This is a genomic window from Streptomyces sp. 8L (assembly GCF_020176795.1).
Classification (GTDB): Bacteria; Actinomycetota; Actinomycetes; order Streptomycetales; family Streptomycetaceae; genus Streptomyces.
In genome coordinates this window covers 1-19805 of sequence record NZ_JAIUKE010000224.1, presented here as the reverse complement: position 1 = coordinate 19805, position 19805 = coordinate 1, and the positions used below count along the sequence as shown (strand labels likewise).

The 19805-nt window shown below is 73.1% G+C and carries 16 protein-coding genes and 1 pseudogene; 10 read left to right on the top strand and 7 right to left on the bottom strand.

Translation table 11 applies throughout. The annotated features are described in order from the left end of the window. Positions 1-82: 82 nt before the first annotated feature. The 5 genes from LCE31_RS19585 to LCE31_RS19565 form a co-directional block, all read right to left on the bottom strand. The gene (locus LCE31_RS19585) at positions 83-3235 is read right to left on the bottom strand and encodes an efflux RND transporter permease subunit (protein ID WP_225015890.1); all 3153 of its coding nucleotides are present in this window, start codon (positions 3233-3235) and stop codon (positions 83-85) included. Positions 3236-3540: 305 nt separating this feature from the next. Beyond that, the gene (locus tag LCE31_RS19580; protein WP_225015888.1) at positions 3541-4227 is read right to left on the bottom strand and encodes a response regulator; all 687 of its coding nucleotides are present in this window, start codon (positions 4225-4227) and stop codon (positions 3541-3543) included. A 17-nt stretch (positions 4228-4244) separates the two neighbouring features. Next, the gene (locus LCE31_RS19575; protein WP_225015896.1) at positions 4245-5441 is read right to left on the bottom strand and encodes a sensor histidine kinase; all 1197 of its coding nucleotides are present in this window, start codon (positions 5439-5441) and stop codon (positions 4245-4247) included. Between the two features lie 446 nt (positions 5442-5887). Next, complete coding sequence (pspAA, locus tag LCE31_RS19570; RefSeq protein ID WP_225015886.1) at positions 5888-6172, bottom strand: PspA-associated protein PspAA; 285 nt, start codon at positions 6170-6172, stop codon at positions 5888-5890. Between the two features lie 6 nt (positions 6173-6178). Beyond that, the gene (locus tag LCE31_RS19565) at positions 6179-6967 is read right to left on the bottom strand and encodes a PspA/IM30 family protein (protein WP_225015884.1); all 789 of its coding nucleotides are present in this window, start codon (positions 6965-6967) and stop codon (positions 6179-6181) included. A gap of 405 nt (positions 6968-7372) precedes the next feature. Here LCE31_RS19565 and LCE31_RS19560 point away from each other — a divergent pair, with 405 nt between their 5' ends. The 3 genes from LCE31_RS19560 (at position 7373) to LCE31_RS19550 (ending at position 10028) form a co-directional block, all read left to right on the top strand. Then, positions 7373-7969, top strand: a complete 597-nt coding sequence (locus LCE31_RS19560; RefSeq protein ID WP_374118504.1) for a DUF3043 domain-containing protein — start codon at positions 7373-7375, stop codon at positions 7967-7969. A 98-nt stretch (positions 7970-8067) separates the two neighbouring features. After that, entirely contained in the window at positions 8068-8817 is a 750-nt protein-coding gene (locus LCE31_RS19555) for a class I SAM-dependent methyltransferase (protein WP_374118505.1), read from the top strand. Between the two features lie 92 nt (positions 8818-8909). Next, positions 8910-10028 carry a S1C family serine protease gene (locus tag LCE31_RS19550; RefSeq protein WP_225015880.1) on the top strand — a complete coding sequence of 373 codons (1119 nt, stop codon included), beginning with the start codon at positions 8910-8912 and terminating at the stop codon, positions 10026-10028. Between the two features lie 327 nt (positions 10029-10355). Here the strand turns inward: LCE31_RS19550 and LCE31_RS19545 are convergent. After that, a pseudogene (locus LCE31_RS19545) lies at positions 10356-10559 on the bottom strand (hypothetical protein); the annotation flags it as partial. Positions 10560-10697: 138 nt separating this feature from the next. Here LCE31_RS19545 and LCE31_RS19540 point away from each other — a divergent pair. The 3 genes from LCE31_RS19540 (at position 10698) to LCE31_RS19530 (ending at position 13847) form a co-directional block, all read left to right on the top strand. Then, a complete protein-coding gene (locus tag LCE31_RS19540) occupies positions 10698-11906 on the top strand; it encodes a bifunctional adenosylcobinamide kinase/adenosylcobinamide-phosphate guanylyltransferase (RefSeq protein ID WP_225015878.1) in 1209 nt (402 codons plus the stop codon). A gap of 83 nt (positions 11907-11989) precedes the next feature. Then, on the top strand, positions 11990-13075 hold the full coding sequence (locus LCE31_RS19535; protein WP_225015876.1) for a nicotinate-nucleotide--dimethylbenzimidazole phosphoribosyltransferase: 1086 nt from the start codon (positions 11990-11992) through the stop codon (positions 13073-13075). 55 nt (positions 13076-13130) lie between these two features. Further along, positions 13131-13847: a leucine-rich repeat domain-containing protein gene (locus LCE31_RS19530; RefSeq protein ID WP_225015874.1), complete on the top strand. Its 717-nt coding sequence runs from the start codon at positions 13131-13133 to the stop codon at positions 13845-13847. Positions 13848-13926: 79 nt separating this feature from the next. Here LCE31_RS19530 and LCE31_RS19525 read toward each other — a convergent pair whose 3' ends face one another. Then, positions 13927-14703 carry a hypothetical protein gene (locus LCE31_RS19525; RefSeq protein WP_225015872.1) on the bottom strand — a complete coding sequence of 259 codons (777 nt, stop codon included), beginning with the start codon at positions 14701-14703 and terminating at the stop codon, positions 13927-13929. A 94-nt stretch (positions 14704-14797) separates the two neighbouring features. On the opposite strand from LCE31_RS19525, the gene LCE31_RS19520 reads away from it, so the two are divergent. The 4 genes from LCE31_RS19520 to LCE31_RS19505 form a co-directional block, all read left to right on the top strand. Next, complete coding sequence (locus tag LCE31_RS19520; protein ID WP_374118503.1) at positions 14798-15640, top strand: adenosylcobinamide-GDP ribazoletransferase; 843 nt, start codon at positions 14798-14800, stop codon at positions 15638-15640. A 187-nt stretch (positions 15641-15827) separates the two neighbouring features. Further along, complete coding sequence (locus tag LCE31_RS19515; protein WP_225015870.1) at positions 15828-17384, top strand: leucyl aminopeptidase; 1557 nt, start codon at positions 15828-15830, stop codon at positions 17382-17384. A gap of 467 nt (positions 17385-17851) precedes the next feature. Further along, a complete protein-coding gene (gene lpdA, locus LCE31_RS19510; protein WP_225015868.1) occupies positions 17852-19240 on the top strand; it encodes a dihydrolipoyl dehydrogenase in 1389 nt (462 codons plus the stop codon). Positions 19241-19349: 109 nt separating this feature from the next. Further along, the coding region (locus LCE31_RS19505) for a biotin/lipoyl-containing protein (RefSeq protein WP_308042270.1) at positions 19350-19805 on the top strand (456 nt) is incomplete at its 3' end.

Genomic DNA, 19805 nt, shown 5'->3' with positions numbered 1-19805 from the left:
GGATCGGCCTCCCGGCCGAGCAGCAGCAGCGCCAGCGGTGTGGGCTGCACGTCGAGTTCCGTAAGGGGTTGGGCCGTGGCCGTCAGGCGTTCGCGCCCTGCGGGGCCCGCTCGTCCGACGCGGCGTCCTGCGGCGGCGGCACGTCGCCACCGCGCTTGGCGCTCTTCTTCTTCGCCCGCCGCTCCTTGCGCAGCTCGACCATCGCGTACAGCGTCGGCACGAGCAGCAGCGTCAGCAGCGTCGAGGAGATCAGGCCGCCGATCACGACGACCGCGAGCGGCTGGGCGATGAAGCCGCCCTCGCCCGTGATCCCCAGCGCCATCGGCAGCAGCGCGAAGATGGTGGCGAGCGCCGTCATGAGGATCGGGCGCAGACGGTGCCTGCCGCCCTCCACGACCGCCTCGACCACGCCGAGCCCCCGCGATCTGTACTGGTTGATCAGGTCGATCAGCACGATCGCGTTGGTGACCACGATGCCGATCAGCATCAGCATGCCGATCATGGCGGGCACACCGAGCGGGGTGCCGGTGAGCAGCAGCAGGCCGAGCGCGCCGGTCGCCGCGAACGGGATCGACACCAGCAGGATCAGCGGCTGGACCAGCGAGCGGAACGTCCCGACCAGCAGCATGAACACGATCGCGACGGCGGCCAGCATGGCGAGGCCGAGCTTCTTGAACGCGTCGTTCTGGTCGGAGGTCACACCGCCGATGGACGCGGTGGCGCCCGACGGCAGCTTCAGCGCCTTGATCTTGCTCTGCAACGCGCTGCTGACCGAGCCGGTGTTGTCGCCGGTCGGGCGGGCGGTGACGGTCGCGGCGCGGTTGCCGTCGATGCGCGTCATGGAGACCGGGCCCGGCACGACCTTCACGTCGGCGATCTGACCGAGCTTCACCGGGCCGAGCGGCAGGTCCTTGAGCTGCGCGACGGTCGTCGCGGGCTGCTCGGAGGTGACCACCACGTCCCGCTCGGTGTCGTCGAGGACGGCCGTGCCGGACTTGGTGCCGCTGACGGCCTGCGCCACGGCGGCGCCCAGCGTCGCGTTGTTGAACCCGGCGTCGGCCGCCTTGTCGTTGGCGGTGACGGAGATGCGCGGGATGGACTGCGACAGGTCGCTCTGGACGTCGGTGACGTGGTCGAGCGTGCCGACCGCGGACGTCACCATGTCGGACGCCTTCTTCAGCGTCGCGGAGTCGCCCGCCTTGACCGTGACGCTCAGGTCCGAGCTGCCGAAGCCGCCGCCCGCCGTGACGGTCGTGTCGCCGATGCCCTTGAGGCCGTGCAGCTTGGCCTCGATGGCGCTCTGCGTCTTCTCGTACTGCGAGGCGTCCTTGACGGTCACCTGGTAGCTGGCCTGGTTGGTGCCCGCGCCGCCGCCGAGGGCGGCCTGGAAGCCGGAGGTGCCGACGGTGACCTGGTAGTCCTTGACCTGGTCCAGGCCCGAGAGGACGTGCTCGACCTTCTTCGCGGCCGTGTCCGTCGCGTCGAGGCTGGTGCCCGGCGCCATCTTCTGGCTGATGGACAGGACGTCCTGGTCGCTGTTGTCGAAGAAGTTGGTCTTCAGGAAGCTCGACATGCCGAGCGTGCCGACCAGGATCACGACCGCGATCAGCACGCTGGTGACGCGCTTGCGGGTGGCCCAGCGCAGCACGGGGACGTAGGTGCGCTGGAGCCTGCTGTTGGTCTCCTTCTCCTCGGCACGGCGGCGGGCCTCGGCCTCGTCGAGCCCCTTCGCGGCCTTGGGGGCACGCAGGAACCAGTACGAGAAGACCGGCACGGCCGTCAGGGACACGAGCAGCGACGCGAGCAGCGCGGCCGTCACGGTCAGCGAGAACGAGCCGAACAGTTCGCCGACGATGCCGCCGACCAGGCCGATCGGCAGGAACACCGCGACGGTGGTCAGGGTGGAGGCGGTGACCGCGCCCGCGACCTCCTTGACGGCGTTGACGATCGCCGTGTGGCGCTTCTCGCCGTAGCCCAGGTGTCTCTTGATGTTCTCCAGGACGACGATCGAGTCGTCGACGACGCGGCCGATGGCGATGGTCAGACCGCCCAGGCTGAGGACGTTCAGCGTCTCGCCGTCGATCCACAGGACGATCAGCGCGATGACGACGGACAGCGGGATGGAGATCGCGGTGACCAGCGTCGACCTGAGCGACCCCAGGAAGAGCAGGATCACGATCACCGCGAAGAGCAGGCCGAGCGCGCCCTCCGTGGTCAGACCGGAGATCGACTTGGAGACCGCGGGGCCCTGGTCGCTCGCGACGACGACCTTCGTGCCGGAGCCCAGTTCCTTGCGCAGGTCGGGCAGTTTGTCCTGGACCGCCTTGGAGATGGAGACGGCGCTGCCGTCCTGCGAGTCCATCGTGATGTTGACGGCGAGGCTGGGCTGCCCGTCGGTACGGGTCAGCGACGTCTGCGCCGCGGGCTTCTGCGCGACGGTGGCGACGTCACCGAGGCGTACGGGCTTGCCGGGGGCGGAGCCGGGCGCGGCCTCGGGGGACACTTCCAGGTTCTGGATCTGACGCAGCGACGTGAAGCTGGTGCCGACCTGCACGGTGCGGCTCTTGCCGTCCTCCGCGAACGATCCGGCCGGTACGGGCACGCCGCCGGCCTTGAGGGCGTCGGAGACGGCGGCGGTGGTCAGGCCCGCGGCGGCGAGCTTCTTCCCGTCCGGGGTGACGTCGACCTGGAGGTCGCGCACACCGTCGACGGTGACCTGTCCGACGCCGTCGATGTCCTGGAGCTCCGGGACGGCCGTACGGTCGAGCTGGTCGGCGAGCGCCTGCTGGTCCTTGTGCGAGGTGACGGCGAGCACCACCGTCGGCAGGTCGTCCGTGGACCCCGCGATGACCTGCGGGTCGACGCTGTCGGGAAGCTGGTTGGAGGCGCGGTTGACGGCCTGCTGGATGTCGGCGACGAGCTGCTTGGTGCCGGACGAGCCGAAGTCGAAGCTCGCGACGACGGTGGCGCTGCCCTCGCTGGAGGTGGAGGTGACGCTGCTGACGCCGTCGACGGCCTTCATGGCGTCTTCCAGCGGCTCGGCCACCTGCTTCTCGACCACGTCGGGCGACGCGCCCTGGTAGGGGGCCACCACCGAGACGAGCGGCAGGTCGATGGGCGGCAGCAGCTGCTGCTTCAGCTGCGGTATCGCTATCGCACCGAACACGAGCGCGATGATCGACATCAGGCCTATCAGGGCCCGTTGTCTGAGGCTGAACCTGGACAGCCAGGACATGGGGTCTCTCTTCTGTATACGTGCTGCGTGCTGCGTGTGGGTGCTGTGGTGTCGCGGTGCCGTGTTGTTGCGGTGCCGCGGTGGCGCGATACCGCGGTGCCGCGTGCACACGTCGTCCGTGTACGCGTCCGCGTGAAGCGGCCCGCGGGCCGGGCGGCGAGGGGGGGCGACGCGCCGGCCGGCCGACCCGGGCGGTGCTCCTGCCCCTCTATACGATCAGGCATGGAACAGGGCGTTTCCGTCCGCCGCAGGTCCATTTCCGTGGGTCGCCGCGTACCGCGCCTGGAGTACGCGGCGGCGTGGCGCTACTCCACCCGCGGCCGGACCAGGCCCGATTCGTACGCGAATACCACCAATTGCGCCCTGTCGCGGGCGTCCAGTTTGGCCATGGCGCGGTTGACATGGGTCTTCACGGTCAGCGGGCTGACCACGAGGCGCTCCGCGATCTCGTCGTTGGAGTGGCCCCCGGCGACCAGGCCGAGAACCTCGCGCTCCCGCACGGTCAGCGAGGCCAGCCTCCTGGCGTGCGCGGCCGACCCCTCCCGGCCGTCGTCGGGGTCGCCCTGCGCGAGGAACGAGGCGATCAGTCCCTTGGTGGCGACCGGCGAGAGCAGCGCCTCGCCCGCCGCCGCGATCCGGATGGCGTTGAGCAGCTCCACCGGCTCGGCGCCCTTGCCGAGGAACCCGGAGGCGCCCGCGCGCAGCGACTGCACCACGTACTCGTCCACCTCGAAGGTCGTCAGCATCACCACGTGCACCCCGGCGAGTTCGGGGTCGGCGCTGATCATGCGGGTCGCGGCGAGCCCGTCCGTGCCGGGCATGCGGATGTCCATGAGGACCACGTCGGCCCGCTCGGACCTGGCCAGCTCGACGGCCTGGGCGCCGTCCGCCGCCTCCGCCACGACCTCCATGTCCGGCTCCGAGTCGACCAGCACCCGGAACGCGCTGCGCAGGAGCGCCTGGTCGTCCGCGAGCAGGACCCTGATCGTCACGCGAGCTCCTCTTCCCGTCACCGTGGCGGCTGTACGGGCAGTATCGCCTGCACGCGGAAGCCGCCCCCGTACCGGGGCTCGGCGACGAGGCTCCCGCCGAGCGCGGTGACGCGCTCCCGCATGCCGAGCAGGCCGTGCCCGCCGCCGGGTGCGACCTCGCGCGGCCCCGAGCCGCCGTCGTCCAGGACGGTCACCTCGATGCCCGTCGCCGCCCTGACGACGCTCACCTCGGCCTTCGCGTCCGCGCCCGCGTGCTTGCGCACGTTGGTCAGCGCCTCCTGGACGACGCGGTACGCGGCGAGGCCGACGGCCGCGGGCAGCCGGGGTGCCTCGTCCTCCACCAGGCACCTGACGGGCAGTCCCGCCGAGCGGAAGGTGTCGACGAGCGCGTCGAGCTGCGCGAGGCCCGGCGCGGGCTCGGTGGGCGCCTCGGGGTCGCCCGTCTGGCGCAGCAGGCCGACCGTGGCGCGCAGTTCGTCGATGGCGCTGCGGCTGGCCTCCCGTACGTGGGCCAGGGCCTCCTTGGCCTGGTCGGGGCGTTTGTCCATGACGTGCGCCGCGACCCCGGCCTGGACGTTGACCAGGGCGATGTGGTGGGCGACCACGTCGTGCAGGTCGCGGGCGATGCGCAGGCGCTCCTCCGCGACCCGCCGCCCGGCCTCTTCCTCGCGCGTGCGCTCGGCCCGTTCGGCGCGCTCCCGCATGGCGTCGATGAACGCGCGGCGGCTGCGGACCGCGTCACCGGCCGCGGCGGCCATCCCGGTCCACGCGAAGAGGCCCAGGTTCTGCTGGGAGTACCAGGGCCCGGTGCCGAGGGCCATCGCGACGGCGGTCAGCACGGCCATCGTCAGCAGGCCGACCCGCCAGGTGGTGGGCCGGTCGGTGTGCGCGGCGAGCGTGAAGAGCGCGACGACGACCGAGAAGACCACGGGCTCCGTGGCCGGGCCGAGCACGAGTTCGGCCACGGTGAGCCCGACGGTGACGAACAGGACGGAGCGCGGATGGTGCCGGCGCAGGACCAGCGCGGCGGCGGCGAGCGTCATCAGCACGGTGCTGAGCGGGCCCGGCGGATGGACGTCGATGGGCGTGGTGAAGCCCCGGCCGCCGTGGGGGTGCGCGAACGCGGTGACGAACATGCAGAGCAGCGCCGCGAGGGCGATCGCCACGTCGGGCGCGGTCGGATGCGCGCGGGACCAGCAGCACGCACGCGTCAGCGCGCCGGAGGTGCGGGGGCGGCCCTCGGTGCGGGTGGGGCTGGAGGAGGCAGTGGTACTGGAGGTGCTGGTGGTGCCGGTGGTGCGCGCGAGGCTGGAGGGGCCAACGGAGCCGGTGGGACCCACGAGACGGGAGGGGTCGGTGGGGCCCACGGTGCCGGCGTGACCGTGACCATGCCCCTGGCCGGGACCGGGACCGTGATCTGCCGTGCCCGCGTCGGTGGCGGTGCCCGCGCGGTCCGGGGCACGGCCGGTCTGACCGGTCTGGCCGGCCGGGGAATCGGCCGCATCGGAGCGAGGGGCGGCGACGTCATCTCGTACATCCCCGGCCGCCGCGGGAGCCGGGGCGGCGGCGGGCCGCCCGGCGTGCCCAGCGGGCCGCCCCGCGCGTTCGGGGCGCGGGGCGGTGGAGTCGTCGGAGCGGCGGATGCGCATCGTGCCGTCGGTCAGATCGACGAAGGGATCAAGCCCTCGTCGCTCAACAGTTCCCGCACCTGTTCGAGCGTCGCGTCACCCGCGGGCAGGATCAGCTCCGACGGCTCCAGCGAGTCGTCGGGAAGCGCTTCACCGAGCTCGCGGACCCGGTCGAGCAGCGCGGTGAGCGTACGGCGGAAGCCCGCCTCGTCCCCGCCCCTGACCTCGGCCATCAGCCGGTCGTCCAGCTCGTTCAGCTCCGCCAGGTGGCTTTCCGCGATCCTGGCCTGCCCTTCCCCCATGATCCGTACGATCATGACGCCTCAGCCCTTGTCGCCCTTGTCGAAGGAGGGCCGCTGCGCGTCCTGCTCCGCACCGCCCTCAATGGCCTGCTGCGGCGCGGACGAGCCGCCCGCGAGCTCCGCCTTCATGCGCTGGAGCTCCAGTTCCACATCGGAACCGCCGGAGATCCGGTCCAGCTCGGTCGCGATGTCGTCCTTCGCCAGACCGGACTGGTCGTCCAGGGCTCCGGAGGCCAGCAGCTCGTCGATGGCGCCCGCCCTGGCCTGGAGCTGTGCCGTCTTGTCCTCGGCACGCTGGATCGCGAGGCCGACGTCGCCCATCTCCTCGGAGATGCCGGAGAACGACTCGGCGATCCTGGTCTGCGCCTGGGCCGCCGTGTAGGTGGCCTTGATGGTCTCCTTCTTCGTACGGAAGGCGTCCACCTTGGACTGGAGGCGCTGCGCCGCGAGCGTCAGCTTCTCCTCCTCGCCCTGCAGCGTCTGGTGCTGCGTCTCCAGGTCGGAGACCTGCTGCTGGAGCGCGGCCTTGCGGGACAGTGCCTCGCGCGCCAGGTCCTCGCGGCCGAGGGCGAGCGCCTTGCGGCCCTGCTCCTCCAGCTTGGTCGACTGTCCCTGGAGCTGGCTCAGCTGCAGTTCGAGGCGCTTGCGCGAGGTGGCCACGTCGGCGACACCGCGGCGTACCTTCTGGAGCAGTTCCAGCTGCTTCTGGTACGAGTAGTCAAGAGTCTCCCGCGGGTCCTCGGCCCGGTCCAGGGCCTTGTTGGCCTTCGCGCGGAAGATCATCCCCATACGCTTCATGACACCGCTCATGGGCTTCGCGCGCCCCCTTCATGACGGACTCCGACAACCAGCACTCCAACAGAACCCACAGTACGGGTCCTGTCTCTATTACCGCACTGTTCGAGGGCGGATGCGGTCATCCCCAAGGACGACTGTCACCGGGCCCCGCTCCGGCGGAGGGTGTACAGGCTCTTCCTTCCCAGCCCTTCCCAGCCGTTTCCGGCTGTTTCCAGCCTTTTCCGGCCGTTTCCATCCGTTGGTGGCGGTTTACCGACCGTGCGGGCCGGGCACGCCACCCCGCTCGCCTCCACCCCGTGAAGCGCGCGTACCCGGGGGTCTCGCGTCCCCCGCACACCCTTCAGGACGAAGGCCGTTGTCGGATCGTTCCCCGTGGGGGTGGGGCCCGCACCGGCGGAGCCCGTACCCTTGGCCATTGTGTTCCGTAGCCGTTCGAACGAAGAGAAGGCGCCCGCCACCCAGGTGACGGCCGACCTGACCAAGCACGCACGCGACCCGCAGGCCCCGAAGGGCAGGCCGACGCCGAAGCGGAGCGACGCGCAGTCGCAGCGCCGCCGCGCCGTGACGCCCCCGGCCGACCGCAAGACGGCGGTGAAGCGCCAGCGGGAGACGCGCAGGGCCGACATGGCGCGCCAGCGGGAGGCGCTGAACAACGGCGACGAGCGCTTCCTGCCCGCGCGCGACAAGGGCCCGGTGCGCCGCTTCGCGCGCAACTACGTCGACGCGAGGTTCTGCGCCGCCGAGTTCTTCCTGCCGTCCGCCGTGGTGATCCTGGTCCTCACGATGGTCCGGGTGGCGGCGCTCCAGAACATCGCGCTGCTGCTCTGGCTGCTCGTGATCATCGCCATGGTCGTGGACTCCGTCTTCCTGGGCCTGCGCCTGAAGAAGCAGCTCGCGATCCGCTTCCCGAACGAGCCGACGCGCGGCGTCGTGATGTACGGCCTGATGCGGACGCTCCAGATCCGCAAGCTCCGGCTGCCGAAGCCGCAGGTGAAGCGCGGGGCGAAACTCTGAGCGGCGGCCCGGCCGGCTTTTCCGGGGCGCGCGGCCAGGACCGGGGCGGCGACGCCGCCCGGGACGACGGCGGCTTCTCCGGCGGCTCCACCCCCTGGCTGGAGGGGCTGGGCGGGCTGCGCAACGTCGTACGCCAGGAGCTTGTCTCCCGGCAGCTGGAGGAGCAGATATCCGGCCGCTTCCCGGTCGGGCAGCGGCTGCGCGTCCTGGACGTCGGCATGGGCCAGGGCACCCAGGCGCTGCGGCTCGCGCGCGCGGGGCACGCGGTGACGGGCCTCGAGTCGGACCCGGAGATGATGGCCGCCGCGCGCGAGGAGCTGGCGCGCGAGCCCGAGGGGATCAGGGAGCGGGTCCGCCTCATCCAGGGCGAGGGCATGGACACGGGCGTGCACTTCAAGCCGGGCGCCTTCGACGTGGTGCTCTGCCACGGCGTGCTGATGTACGTGAGCGAGCCGGACGCGCTGGTCGCGGGTCTCGCCAGGATGCTGGCGCCGGGCGGACTGCTCTCGCTCCTCGTGCGCAACGGTGACGCGCTGGCGCTGCGGCCCGGCCGCGCGGGCGACTGGACGACGGCGCTCGCCGCCTTCGACGGGTCGTCGTACACGGACCGGCTGGGCCTGACCGTACGGGCCGACCGGCTGGCGGACCTGACGCGGACGCTGGACGGGATCGCCGCGCCGCTGCGCGCCTGGTACGGGGTGCGGGTCTTCACCGACACCGAGGACGACTCCGAGCCGCCCGCCGGCGGTGAGCTGGACCGGCTGCTGGCCGCCGAGGAGCGGGCCGGCCGCACGGACCCGTACCGGGCGGTGGCGGCACTGCTGCATCTGTGCGGCGTACGGGGCTGAGCCGGGCCGCGCCCGGGCCGCGGGCGTCCCCCGGCTTCGCGGTCCGGCCCCGCCGCCCATCGGATAAATAGTGCAAAAGGGATACTCCGCTCATGGATCGATCCCTGTACCGCGGCTGGACGCGCCGGCCGCTGCTGCCCCTGTCCGCCGGGCTCCTCGCGGGGGCCCTGGCGTCAGGCTGTTCCGCCGCCGCGAGGACGTCCGCGGTCCCCGCCCCACCGGTCGCCACCGGTTCGGCCGCCGCCGTCACCCAGGAGGCCGCAGCGCCCCGGCGTGCCACGAACGGCCTCCAGACCGACTACGAGAACACCATCAAGAACGTGCTCCCCTCGGTCGTGCAGATCGAGGCGGGCGACGCCCTCGGTTCCGGCATCGTGTACGACTCCCAGGGCCACATCGTCACCAACGCGCACGTCGTGGGCTCGAAGAAGACCTTCAAGGTCACCGTCGCCACCCGCGAGCAGCCGCTCACCGCCCGCCTCGTCTCCAGCTTCCCGCAGCAGGACCTCGCGGTGATCAAGCTGAACTCCGTCCCCAAGGGGCTCAAGAGCGCGACGTTCGGCACGTCGTCCAAGGTCGCCGTCGGCCAGATCGTGCTGGCCATGGGGTCGCCGCTCGGCCTCTCCAGCAGTGTCACGCAGGGCATCGTCTCCGCGGTCGGCCGCACGGTCAGCGAAGGCAGCGGGCAGTCCGGCGGCACCGGCGCGACGATCGCGAACATGGTGCAGACGTCCGCCGCGATCAACCCCGGCAACAGCGGCGGCGCGCTCGTCGACCTGAACAGCGAGGTCATCGGCATTCCGACGCTCGCCGCGACCGACCCCGACATCGGCGACGGCGGCAGCGCCGCGCCCGGCATCGGCTTCGCGATCCCCGTATCGACCGTGAAGACCGTCGCGGACCAGATCATCAAGACCGGCAAGGTCACCCACTCGGGGCGGGCCGCGCTCGGCATCACGGGCCGCACGGTGCTCGGCAACGACCTCCAGCCGGCGGGCGTCGCGGTCGTCAGCACCACCAAGAGCGGGGGCGCCCGCGCGGCGGGGCTGAAGCCGGGCGACATCATCGTCAAGGTCGGCGGCACCCGGATCACCGACATCGCGTCGCTGTCCGAAGTGATCGCGGGCGACAAACCGGGGCAGCGGGTCAACGTGGCGTATCTGCGCTCAGGCGCGACGAAGACGGCGAAGGTCAAGCTCGGCGAGATGTGACGCCGCCTGCCCTGGAGCGGGGCCGGGCGGCGGCCGTGAGTACGCCCGACGGGCCGGCCCGCGCCCCGCACCGCCGCACGCGCGGGGGCGCCGCACGCGCCGGGGCGCCGCACGGATTCTGCGTTCCGTACGGCGCCCCTGGCGTACCCGGTGGCCGCGTCACCCGGTGGCCACATATCCCGCCCGCCGCGCGGAGCGGCGGCTCGCGGCGGCCGGTCGCGCGGCGCCCCGCGGTCAGTCCAGCCGCGCGTCCTCGGCCTCGCCCACGGCACCGTCGGCGTCCTCGGCCCCTTCGCCGTCCCCGGCCGGTTCCGCTTCCGGTACGGCCTGCTCCGCGTGCAGGCTCATCGGCCCGTACACCTTCGCCTCGTCCTCGAAGAGCGAGACCTGGTCGGCGCCGCCCTCGAGCAGCTCCTTCCACTCCTCGCCGATCCACGACTCGGCGTCGCCCTGGGTGGGGAACTCCTCGGCCCGCACGGCGGGCGTGACCTCCGTCCCGTCGGCCTTCTCGAACCGCCACGTCCACGCCATGTGCGCCTCCCGGTGCTGCGGGGCTGCTTTCTACCCTGATCACTGGTCACTGTTGCTGATCGCAGTCGCCGATCACTGTTGCTGCCCGCAGCGTAGCCGGGCGCGCACCGTACGCGGTGTCGATGGAGGATCGTGAATGTGGAACTGACACTGCTCGGCACCGGAGCCCCCGAGGGGCTGCCGCGTCCCGAATGCCCCTGTGCCGCCTGCGCCGCGGCCCGCGGCGACGCCGCCCGGCCCGCCACGGCACTGCTGGTCGACGGCGTGCTGCTGCTCGACCTGACCCCGGGCGCCGCGCTCGCCGCCGCGCGGGCGGGCCACACGCTGGGCGGGGTGCGGCAGGTCCTGCTCAGCCACCCGCACGACGGGCCCGCCGTGGAGCTGCCGCCCGGCCTGCTGACCGCGGGCCGGGTCGCGGACGGCCGGGTGCTGACGCTGCTGAGCGGCCACCGGGTGCGTGCCGTCCCGATGGACACGCCGGGCACGGGGTACGAGGTGGCCTCGCCCGACGGCGAGCGGCTGCTGTATCTGCCGCCCGGCGGCGCGCCCGCGGGCCTCGACCCGGAGCGCGAACACCCGGTCCCGTACGACCTCGTCGCGGCGGACGTCATCGGGCGGCCCGACGCGGTGGCGCGGCTGCGCGGGGCAGGCGCGGTCGGCCCCTCGACGGATGTGGTCGCGGTCCACCTCGACCACGATGTGCCGGGGGCCGCCGAGCTGGAGCGGCGGCTCGCGGCGGCCGGCGCGCGGGCGGTGCCCGACGGGACGACGCTCACCGTCGGCGCGTACCGCCCGGCGCCGCGGGTCCCCCGGCGCACGCTGGTGACGGGCGGGGGGCGCTCGGGCAAGTCGCTGGAGGCGGAGCGGCGGCTCGCGGCCTTCCCCGGCGTCGTGTACGTGGCGACCGGCGGGTCCAGGGACGGCGATCCGGAGTGGGGCGAGCGGGTGCGGGCGCACCGCGAGAGGCGCCCGGCGTCCTGGCGTACGGAGGAGACCTGCGACCTCGTGCCGCTGCTCGCGGCGGACGGGCCGCCCCTGCTGATCGACTGCCTTTCGCTGTGGCTGACCGACGCGATGGACCGGGTCGGCGCGTGGGACGACGGGACGTGGTCGGGCGGCGGCGAGAAGGCGCTGCACGCGCGGACCGCGGAGCTGGTGGCGGCGGTGCGCGCCACCCCGAGGACGGTGGTGGCGGTGACCAACGAGGTGGGCTCCGGGGTCGTACCGGCGACGGCGTCGGTACGGCGCTACCGCGACGAACTGGGCCGTCTCAACGCGGCGTTCGCGGCCGAGTGCGAGCACCTGCTGCTGGTGGTGGCGGGCCAGGCGCTGCCGCTGCGGGGCTGAGCCTGCGGGCCCCGGGTGCCGCGCGCGAAGGGCGGGGACCTGCGGGGCCTCGGCCGGACACCGGGCGGGTACTCTTCGGGCACATGAGCGCCCTGAATCTCGACGACTTCTCCGATCTGATCGAGCGCCCCGACAGCGGTATGCGACGGGACGCCGAGGAACGCAGGGAGCGGCAGAACGTGCCGCCCGGGTCGCTCGGACGGCTGGACGAGCTCGGCGACTGGCTGTCGGCCGCGCAGCGGTCGGTGCCCGTGAAGGCCGTCGAGCGGCCCCGTGTGGTGCTCTTCGCGGGCGACCACGGCGTGGCCGGGCTCGATGTCTCGGGGCGCCCCGCCTTCACCGCGCACACCCTGGTGCGCGCGGCGCTCGACGGTGCGACGCCGGGAGCGGTGCTCGCGCGCCGGGCGGGCGTCGGGGTGCGGATCGTGGACGCGGGCCTGGACTGCGACCCGTCGCTGCTGCCCGAGGACGTCGTACGGCACCGGGTGCGGCGCGGCAGCGGCCGCATCGACATCGAGGACGCGCTGAGCACCGAGGAGGCCGAGCAGGCCGTACGGCTCGGGATGCGGATCGCCGACGAGGAGGCCGACTCCGGCACGGACCTGGTGGTGCTCGGGGACCTGAGCGTCGGAGGCACCACCGCGGCGGCGACGCTGATCGCGGCGCTGTGCGGCACCGACGCCTCGGTGGTGACGGGGCGCGGCGGCGTGAAGATCGACGACCTGGCGTGGATGCGCAAGTGCGCGGCGGTGCGTGACGCGCTGCGGCGGGCCCGGCCGGTGCTGGGCGACCAGGTGCAGCTGCTCGCCGCGGTCGGCGGCGCGGACCTGGCGGCGACGACGGGGTTCCTGCTCCAGAGCGCGGTGCGGCGGATGCCGGTGATCCTTGACGGCGTGGTCTCTGCGGCCTGCGCCCTGGTGGGCCAGCGGGCCGCGTTCCGCGCGCCGGACTGGTGGCTCGCCGGGCAGGTGACGGGCGAACCCGGCCAGGCCAAGGCGCTGGACCGGATGGCCATGACACCGCTGCTCGACCAGGGCGTCACGGTGGGCGGCGCGGCCGGGGCACTGCTGGCGCTGCCCCTGGTGCAGGCGGCCTCGGCCCTGGCGGCCGAACTCCCCGAGGAGCCCGAAGCCGCGGACGGCCGCGCCGACCTCCTCGACGCGACCTGACGGACGACCACGCGAGCCGCGCCGAGGACCCGCCGCAGCGCCGTACCGTACCCGCATGACGGTGCTGAATCTGTGGCGGCGGGGGCTCGGCGAAGTGCCGGAGGACGTCTGGGAGCGGGACGGGCTGGAGATACTCGTCCTCGCGGACAACGGACTCACCCGTCTGTCGCCCGGGGTGGGACGGCTGCGCCGGTTGCACACCCTCGACCTCGGGCACAACCGGTTGCGTGCGCTGCCCGAGGAGGTCGGCGGACTCGTCGGCCTGACGCGGTGTCTGTACGTGCACGACAACGAGTTGACCGCGCTGCCGTCCTCGCTGGGCCGGCTCACCCGGCTCCGCTATCTGAACACCGGAGAGAACCCGCTCACCGACCTCCCGTCGACCGTGGGCGACATGGCCGCTCTGGTCGAACTGCGGGCGCAGCACTGCCAGTTGATGGGCCTACCGCCGTCGCTCGGGCGGCTGCGGCACCTGCGGGAGCTGTGGCTGCGCGGCAACGTGCTCACCGGCCTGCCGGACACCGTGGCGGATCTGCGTGGGCTGCGCGTGCTCGACCTGCGGGAGAACCGGCTGGCCCGGGTGCCGGAGGCACTGGCCGCGCTGCCGTCCCTGCGCGCCCTCGACCTCAGGTCCAACCGCATCACGCGGCTGCCGTCGTGGGTGACCGCGCTGCCGGCCCTCGAACGGCTCGACCTGCGCTGGAACGATCTGCGCGGCGCAGGGGACACTGTCGCCGCGCTGGAGCGGCGGGGCTGCTTCGTCCTGTGGTGAAGGGGCGTCGCGCGGGTGCACGCCTTCGGACGAGCGGCGTCCCGGTCGTGGGGGCCCCCAGGGGGCCGGGCCCCGTTGTTCAGGAGGTCGGGCCCTGGTGCGGGAGCTCCGGCGGGTGCGGTGGGTCCGGGGTGCCGCCGAGCCAGTTCTGGAAGGTCTTCCTCGGGCCCGTCCAGCGGGCGTCGTGGTGGTACGCGCGCAGGGTGGCGCGGGCGCGGGCCCTCGGCCGGTCGCGGTAGAGGCGCTTGGCCCAGGGGGAGCCGGGACGGGCCAGGCGGACCGCGCCGACCAGCGCCACGAACGGCACCAGCACGCCGATCAGGCCGAGTCGGGGCTTGCCCTTGACGAACGTGACGACCGCGAAAAGGCAGTTGACGACGATCGTCACGATGGCCGTCGCCCGGTTGTGCTCCTGGTCGGCGCTGAGCGAGTCCACTCCGAGCGGCGCGAACCCGCCGAGCGCGAGGCCGGCGAGGGCCGCCGCCATCACCACCACCTCGACGCTCTGGCGGCCCTGTTCCGTCCAGTACACGTCGTCGAGGTGCAGGATCAGCGCGAACTCGTCCAGTACGAGGCCCGCCCCGACGCCGAAGATCACCGCGAAGACCGCCGCCGCCGCGCCCCGCGTGCCGGTGCCCACGGCGCCGAAGCCGCCCACCACCGTGAGCACCACGCCCGGCACGACGTGGTGGATGTGCAACCCGCCGGGCGTCACATTGCGGAAGGGGCCCTTGCCCGCCCTGATCAGCCGGGTCACGGTCCGCGTCAGCAGGAAGCACACGATGAACGAGAAGAGCGCGAGCAGCATCGGCAGCTTGCCCGGCTCCACCACGTTCTGATGGAACCAGTGACCCATCCCACCCCTCGCTTCGCCGGACGATACGGACGTTACGGACCGTATGCGTAACTTATCCCCTTCCCGTGACCCGCGTCCCGGCTACTGTTCGGCGGTGGCCGACTCCTCCCCCGCTCCCGACCGCAGGGCCCCGACCGCCCCGGGCCACCCGCCGCGCGCCTCGCTCGGCGAGGGCCTCCTGTTCGCCGTCGGCACGCTCACGGTGCTGCCCGTGCGCGTGACGCGCTGGGACCGGCCAGCCGCCCGGCTCGGGATGCTGTTGGCGCCGCTCGCGGGGCTCGTCGCGGGCGTCGCGTCCGCCACCGTCGCCACCGCGCTGTGGCTGCTGGGGGCCGGCCCGCTGCTCGCCGCCGCAGGGGCGGTCGCCGTCCCCGCGGCGCTCACCCGGGGCCTGCACCTCGACGGGCTCGCCGACACCGCGGACGGACTGGGCAGCGGCAAGCCCGCGCAGGACGCGTTGCGCGTCATGAAGCAGTCGGACATCGGGCCGTTCGGCGTCATCACGCTCGTCCTCGCCCTGCTCGCCCAGACCGCGGCCGTGGCCCGGCTCTACGACCACGGCGCGGCCCGCGCCGCCGTCGGGGTGGCCGTCGCGGCGGTCGCGGCGCGCGCGGTGTTCGCGCTCGGCTGCCGTGCGGGGGTACCGGCCGCGCGTCCCGGCGGCCTCGGCGCCGCCGTCGCCGGTACGGTGCCGAGCCGCGCGGCGGCACTCGCACCGGCCGCCGTGGTCCTCGCGGCAGCCGCGGCCGGCCTCGCCTTCTCGGCGGCCGACGCGGTACGCGACGGCGCGGCCGTCCTGCTCGCCCTGTGCGCCGCCCAGGTGCTCCTTCGCCACTGTGTACGCCGCTTCGGCGGCATCACGGGAGACGTCCTCGGCGCGCTCTGCGAGACCGCGGCCACCGTCGCGCTGGTGGTGCTGGCCCTGGGGCCCGCGTAGCCGTCCGCGGCCGACGGACGGCGCCCGCGGTCCGCCCGCGCCGGCCGCCCGGGGGACGGGACGTCTCACGCCGACGGCGCGCGTAGGCTCGCTTCCGGCGCAGGCAGGGCCGGTTTTACGATGCGCCGGGCAGGTCGGCCCATCCATCGACCGTCAAGGAACTCACCGGAAGCGAGATTTCACCACCGTGACTGCTCTCACTCTCACCACGTCGGGCGCGGCGTCGCTGCGCGCCGACGTCATCGTCGTCGGCGTCGCCAAGAGCGCCGCAGGGCCCGTCGTGGCCGCCGGAGCCGAGGCCGTGGACAAGGGATTCGACGGCAGGCTCGCCGCCGTGCTGGAGACCCTCGGAGCCACCGGCGCCGAGGGTGAGGTGACCAAGGTGCCCGCCCCCGCGGGCTTCAAGTCCCCCGTCGTGCTCGCCGTCGGGCTCGGCCGCGAGCCGGAGAAGGACGAGGCGTACGGCACGGAGTCGCTGCGCCGCGCCGCGGGTGTGGCCGCGCGGTCCCTCTCCGGTACGAAGAAGGCGGGCGTCGCCCTGCCGGTCGAGAGCGCGGAGGACGTCGCCGCGATCGGTGAGGGCCTCCTGCTCGGCTCGTACGCCTTCACGGTGTACCGGGGCGGCGAGAAGAAGACGGGCGCGAAGGCCGGCGCGAAGGCCGGCGCGAAGGACGCGGGTCAGAAGGAGCCGCTGGCGGAGGCGGTCCTGATCGGCGCGAAGCCGCGCGACAAGGCCCACAAGGCCGCCGCGGACCGCGCGATCGCGCTGACGGAGGAGATCAACCGCGCCCGCGACCTGATCAACACCCCGTCCAACGACCTCACCCCTGCGGGCTTCGCCGCCCTCGCCACCACCGCGGCCAAGGAGCACGGCCTCAAGGTCGAGGTGCTGGACGAGAAGGCCCTCGCCAAGGGCGGCTACGGCGGCCTCATCGGTGTCGGCCAGGGCTCGGCCAACCCGCCGCGCCTGGTCCGCCTGTCCTACACGGCCCGCGGCGCGAAGCAGAGCCTCGCGTTCGTCGGCAAGGGCATCACCTACGACTCGGGCGGCATCTCGCTGAAGCCGGCCGGCCACAACGAGACCATGAAGTGCGACATGAGCGGCGCCGCCGCCGTGTTCGCCGCCGTGGTCACCGCGGCCAGGCTCGGTCTGAAGGCCAACGTGACGGGCTGGCTGGCGCTCGCGGAGAACATGCCGTCGGGCTCGGCCACCCGCCCCGGCGACGTGCTGCGGATGTACAGCGGCAAGACCGTCGAGGTGCTGAACACCGACGCCGAGGGCCGGCTCGTGCTGGCCGACGCGATCACCCGCGCGTCCGAGGAGAAGCCGGACGCGATCGTCGACGTGGCGACGCTGACCGGCGCGATGATGCTGGCGCTCGGCAACCGCACGTTCGGCATCATGGCGAACGACGACGCCTTCAGGACCTCGCTGCACGAGATCGCCGACGAGGCGGGCGAGGCGTCCTGGCCGATGCCGCTCCCCGCTGACCTGCGCAAGGGCCTGGACTCGCCGATCGCGGACCTCGCGAACATGGGCGAGCGGATGGGTGGCGGCCTGGTCGCCGGCATCTTCCTGCGCGAGTTCGTGCCGGAGGGCATCACGTGGGGGCACCTGGACATCGCGGGTCCCGCGTTCAACGAGGGCGCGCCGTTCGGCTACACCCCGAAGGGCGGCACGGGCAGCGCGGTCCGCACCCTGGTCGGCCTGGCGGAGCACGCGGCCGCCGGGGACCTCGGCTGACCCTCGCGGACGGGCCGTCCTGCCACCGGGCCCGTACCGGATCACCGCGCCGTGTGCGCGAAGGACGATCCGGTACGGGCCCGGCCGCGTGCCGGCGTCCATGCGGCCCGGCATCCGTACGGGGGCGGCACGGCCCGGTATCCGTACGCGGGCGGCGCGGCCCGGTATCCGTACGCGGGCGGCGCGGCCGGCGACCGGGGCCCGGCCCGCCGGATTTCGTTCCCGGCGAAACCGCGTGGGGACGCCACGCGATGCCTGCCCCGTACGCGGCGGCGGCGACGTGAGTCCGCTCACCCCGCGCCCCGCAGCGCGGCCCCGCGTCCCGCCGACCGCCGACAAGTGCAAAGATGGGTTCTCGGCAGGACAGGGCCCCCACCACAGGGCCGAAGAGAAGCGGCCGAACACCAGCCGTCCGGACGAGCCGAGACCCGCCCGGCGTACGGCGCACATGCATGGAGGAACGTGACGTGGCGAACGACGCCAGCACCGTTTTCGACCTAGTGATCCTCGGCGGTGGTAGCGGTGGTTACGCCGCGGCCCTGCGCGGGGCTCAGCTGGGCCTGGACGTCGCCCTGATCGAGAAGGGCAAGGTCGGCGGCACCTGCCTGCACCGCGGATGCATCCCCACGAAGGCCCTGCTGCACGCGGGCGAGATCGCCGACCAGGCGCGCGAGTCCGAGCAGTTCGGCGTGAAGGCCACCTTCGAGGGCATCGACATCGCCGCCGTCCACGCCTACAAGGACGACGTCGTCGGCGGCCTGTACAAGGGCCTCCAGGGGCTGATCGCCTCCCGCAAGGTGACGTACATCGAAGGTGAGGGCCGCCTGTCCTCCCGCACCTCCGTCGATGTGGACGGCCGCCGCGTCGAGGGCCGCCACGTCCTCCTGGCGACCGGTTCCGTGCCGAAGTCCCTCCCCGGCCTGGAGATCGACGGCGACCGCATCATCTCTTCGGACCACGCCCTCAAGCTCGACCGCGTGCCGAAGTCCGCGATCATCCTCGGCGGCGGTGTCATCGGCGTCGAGTTCGCCTCCGCGTGGAAGTCCTTCGGCACCGACGTGACCATCGTCGAGGGCCTCAAGCACCTCGTCCCGGTCGAGGACGAGGACAGCTCCAAGCTCCTGGAGCGCTCCTTCCGCAAGCGCGGCATCAAGTTCAACCTGGGCACCTTCTTCGAGAAGGCCGAGTACACCCAGGACGGCGTCCGGGTGACGCTGGCCGACGGCAAGACCTTCGAGGGCGAGGTGCTGCTGGTCGCGATCGGCCGCGGCCCGGTCTCGCAGGGCCTCGGCTACGAGGAGCAGGGCGTCGCCATGGACCGCGGCTACGTCCTGGCCGACGAGTACATGCGCACGAACATCGAGACGATCTCGGCGGTGGGCGACCTCGTCCCCACCCTCCAGCTCGCGCACGTCGGCTTCGCCGAGGGCATCCTCGTCGCGGAGCGGCTGGCCGGCCTGAAGACCGTCCCGATCGACTACGACGGCGTGCCGCGGGTGACGTACTGCCACCCCGAGGTCGCCTCCGTCGGCATCACCGAGGCCAAGGCCAAGGAGATCTACGGTGCGGACAAGGTCGTCGCGCTCAAGTACAACCTGGCCGGCAACGGCCGGAGCAAGATCCTGAAGACCGCGGGCGAGGTCAAGCTCGTCCAGGTCAAGGACGGTGCGGTGGTCGGCGTCCACATGGTCGGTGACCGTATGGGCGAGCAGGTCGGCGAAGCTCAGCTGATCTACAACTGGGAGGCGCTGCCGGCCGAGGTCGCGCAGCTCATCCACGCCCACCCGACCCAGAGCGAAGCGCTCGGCGAGGCCCACCTCGCACTGGCGGGCAAGCCCCTCCACTCCCACGACTGAGGCGCCGCGGGGCCCCGGGGCACGCGGTTTCGCGGCCCTCGGCCCGCAGTGAGCAGTCAGAGCGCGCGACGAGACCACTTCCGCACTTCCGATAGGAGCAAGAGAAACCATGGCGGTTTCCGTAACCCTGCCGGCGCTCGGCGAGAGCGTCACCGAGGGCACAGTCACCCGCTGGCTCAAAGCCGAGGGTGAGCGGGTGGAGGCCGACGAGCCCCTGCTCGAAGTCTCCACCGACAAGGTCGACACCGAGATCCCGGCCCCCGCCGCGGGTGTCCTGTCGTCGATCAAGGTCGCCGAGGACGAGACCGTCGAGGTGGGCGCCGAGCTGGCCCTCATCGACGACGGCACGGGCGCGCCGGCCGAGCAGCACGCCCCGGCGGCCGAGCAGCAGCAGGCCCCCGCGCCGACCGCGCAGGCCGCGTCAGGCGACAGCGGCGCCGAGGGCACCGACGTGGTGCTGCCGGCGCTCGGCGAGAGCGTCACCGAGGGCACAGTCACCCGCTGGCTGAAGGAGGTCGGCGAGTCGGTCGAGGAGGACGAGCCCCTGCTCGAAGTCTCCACCGGG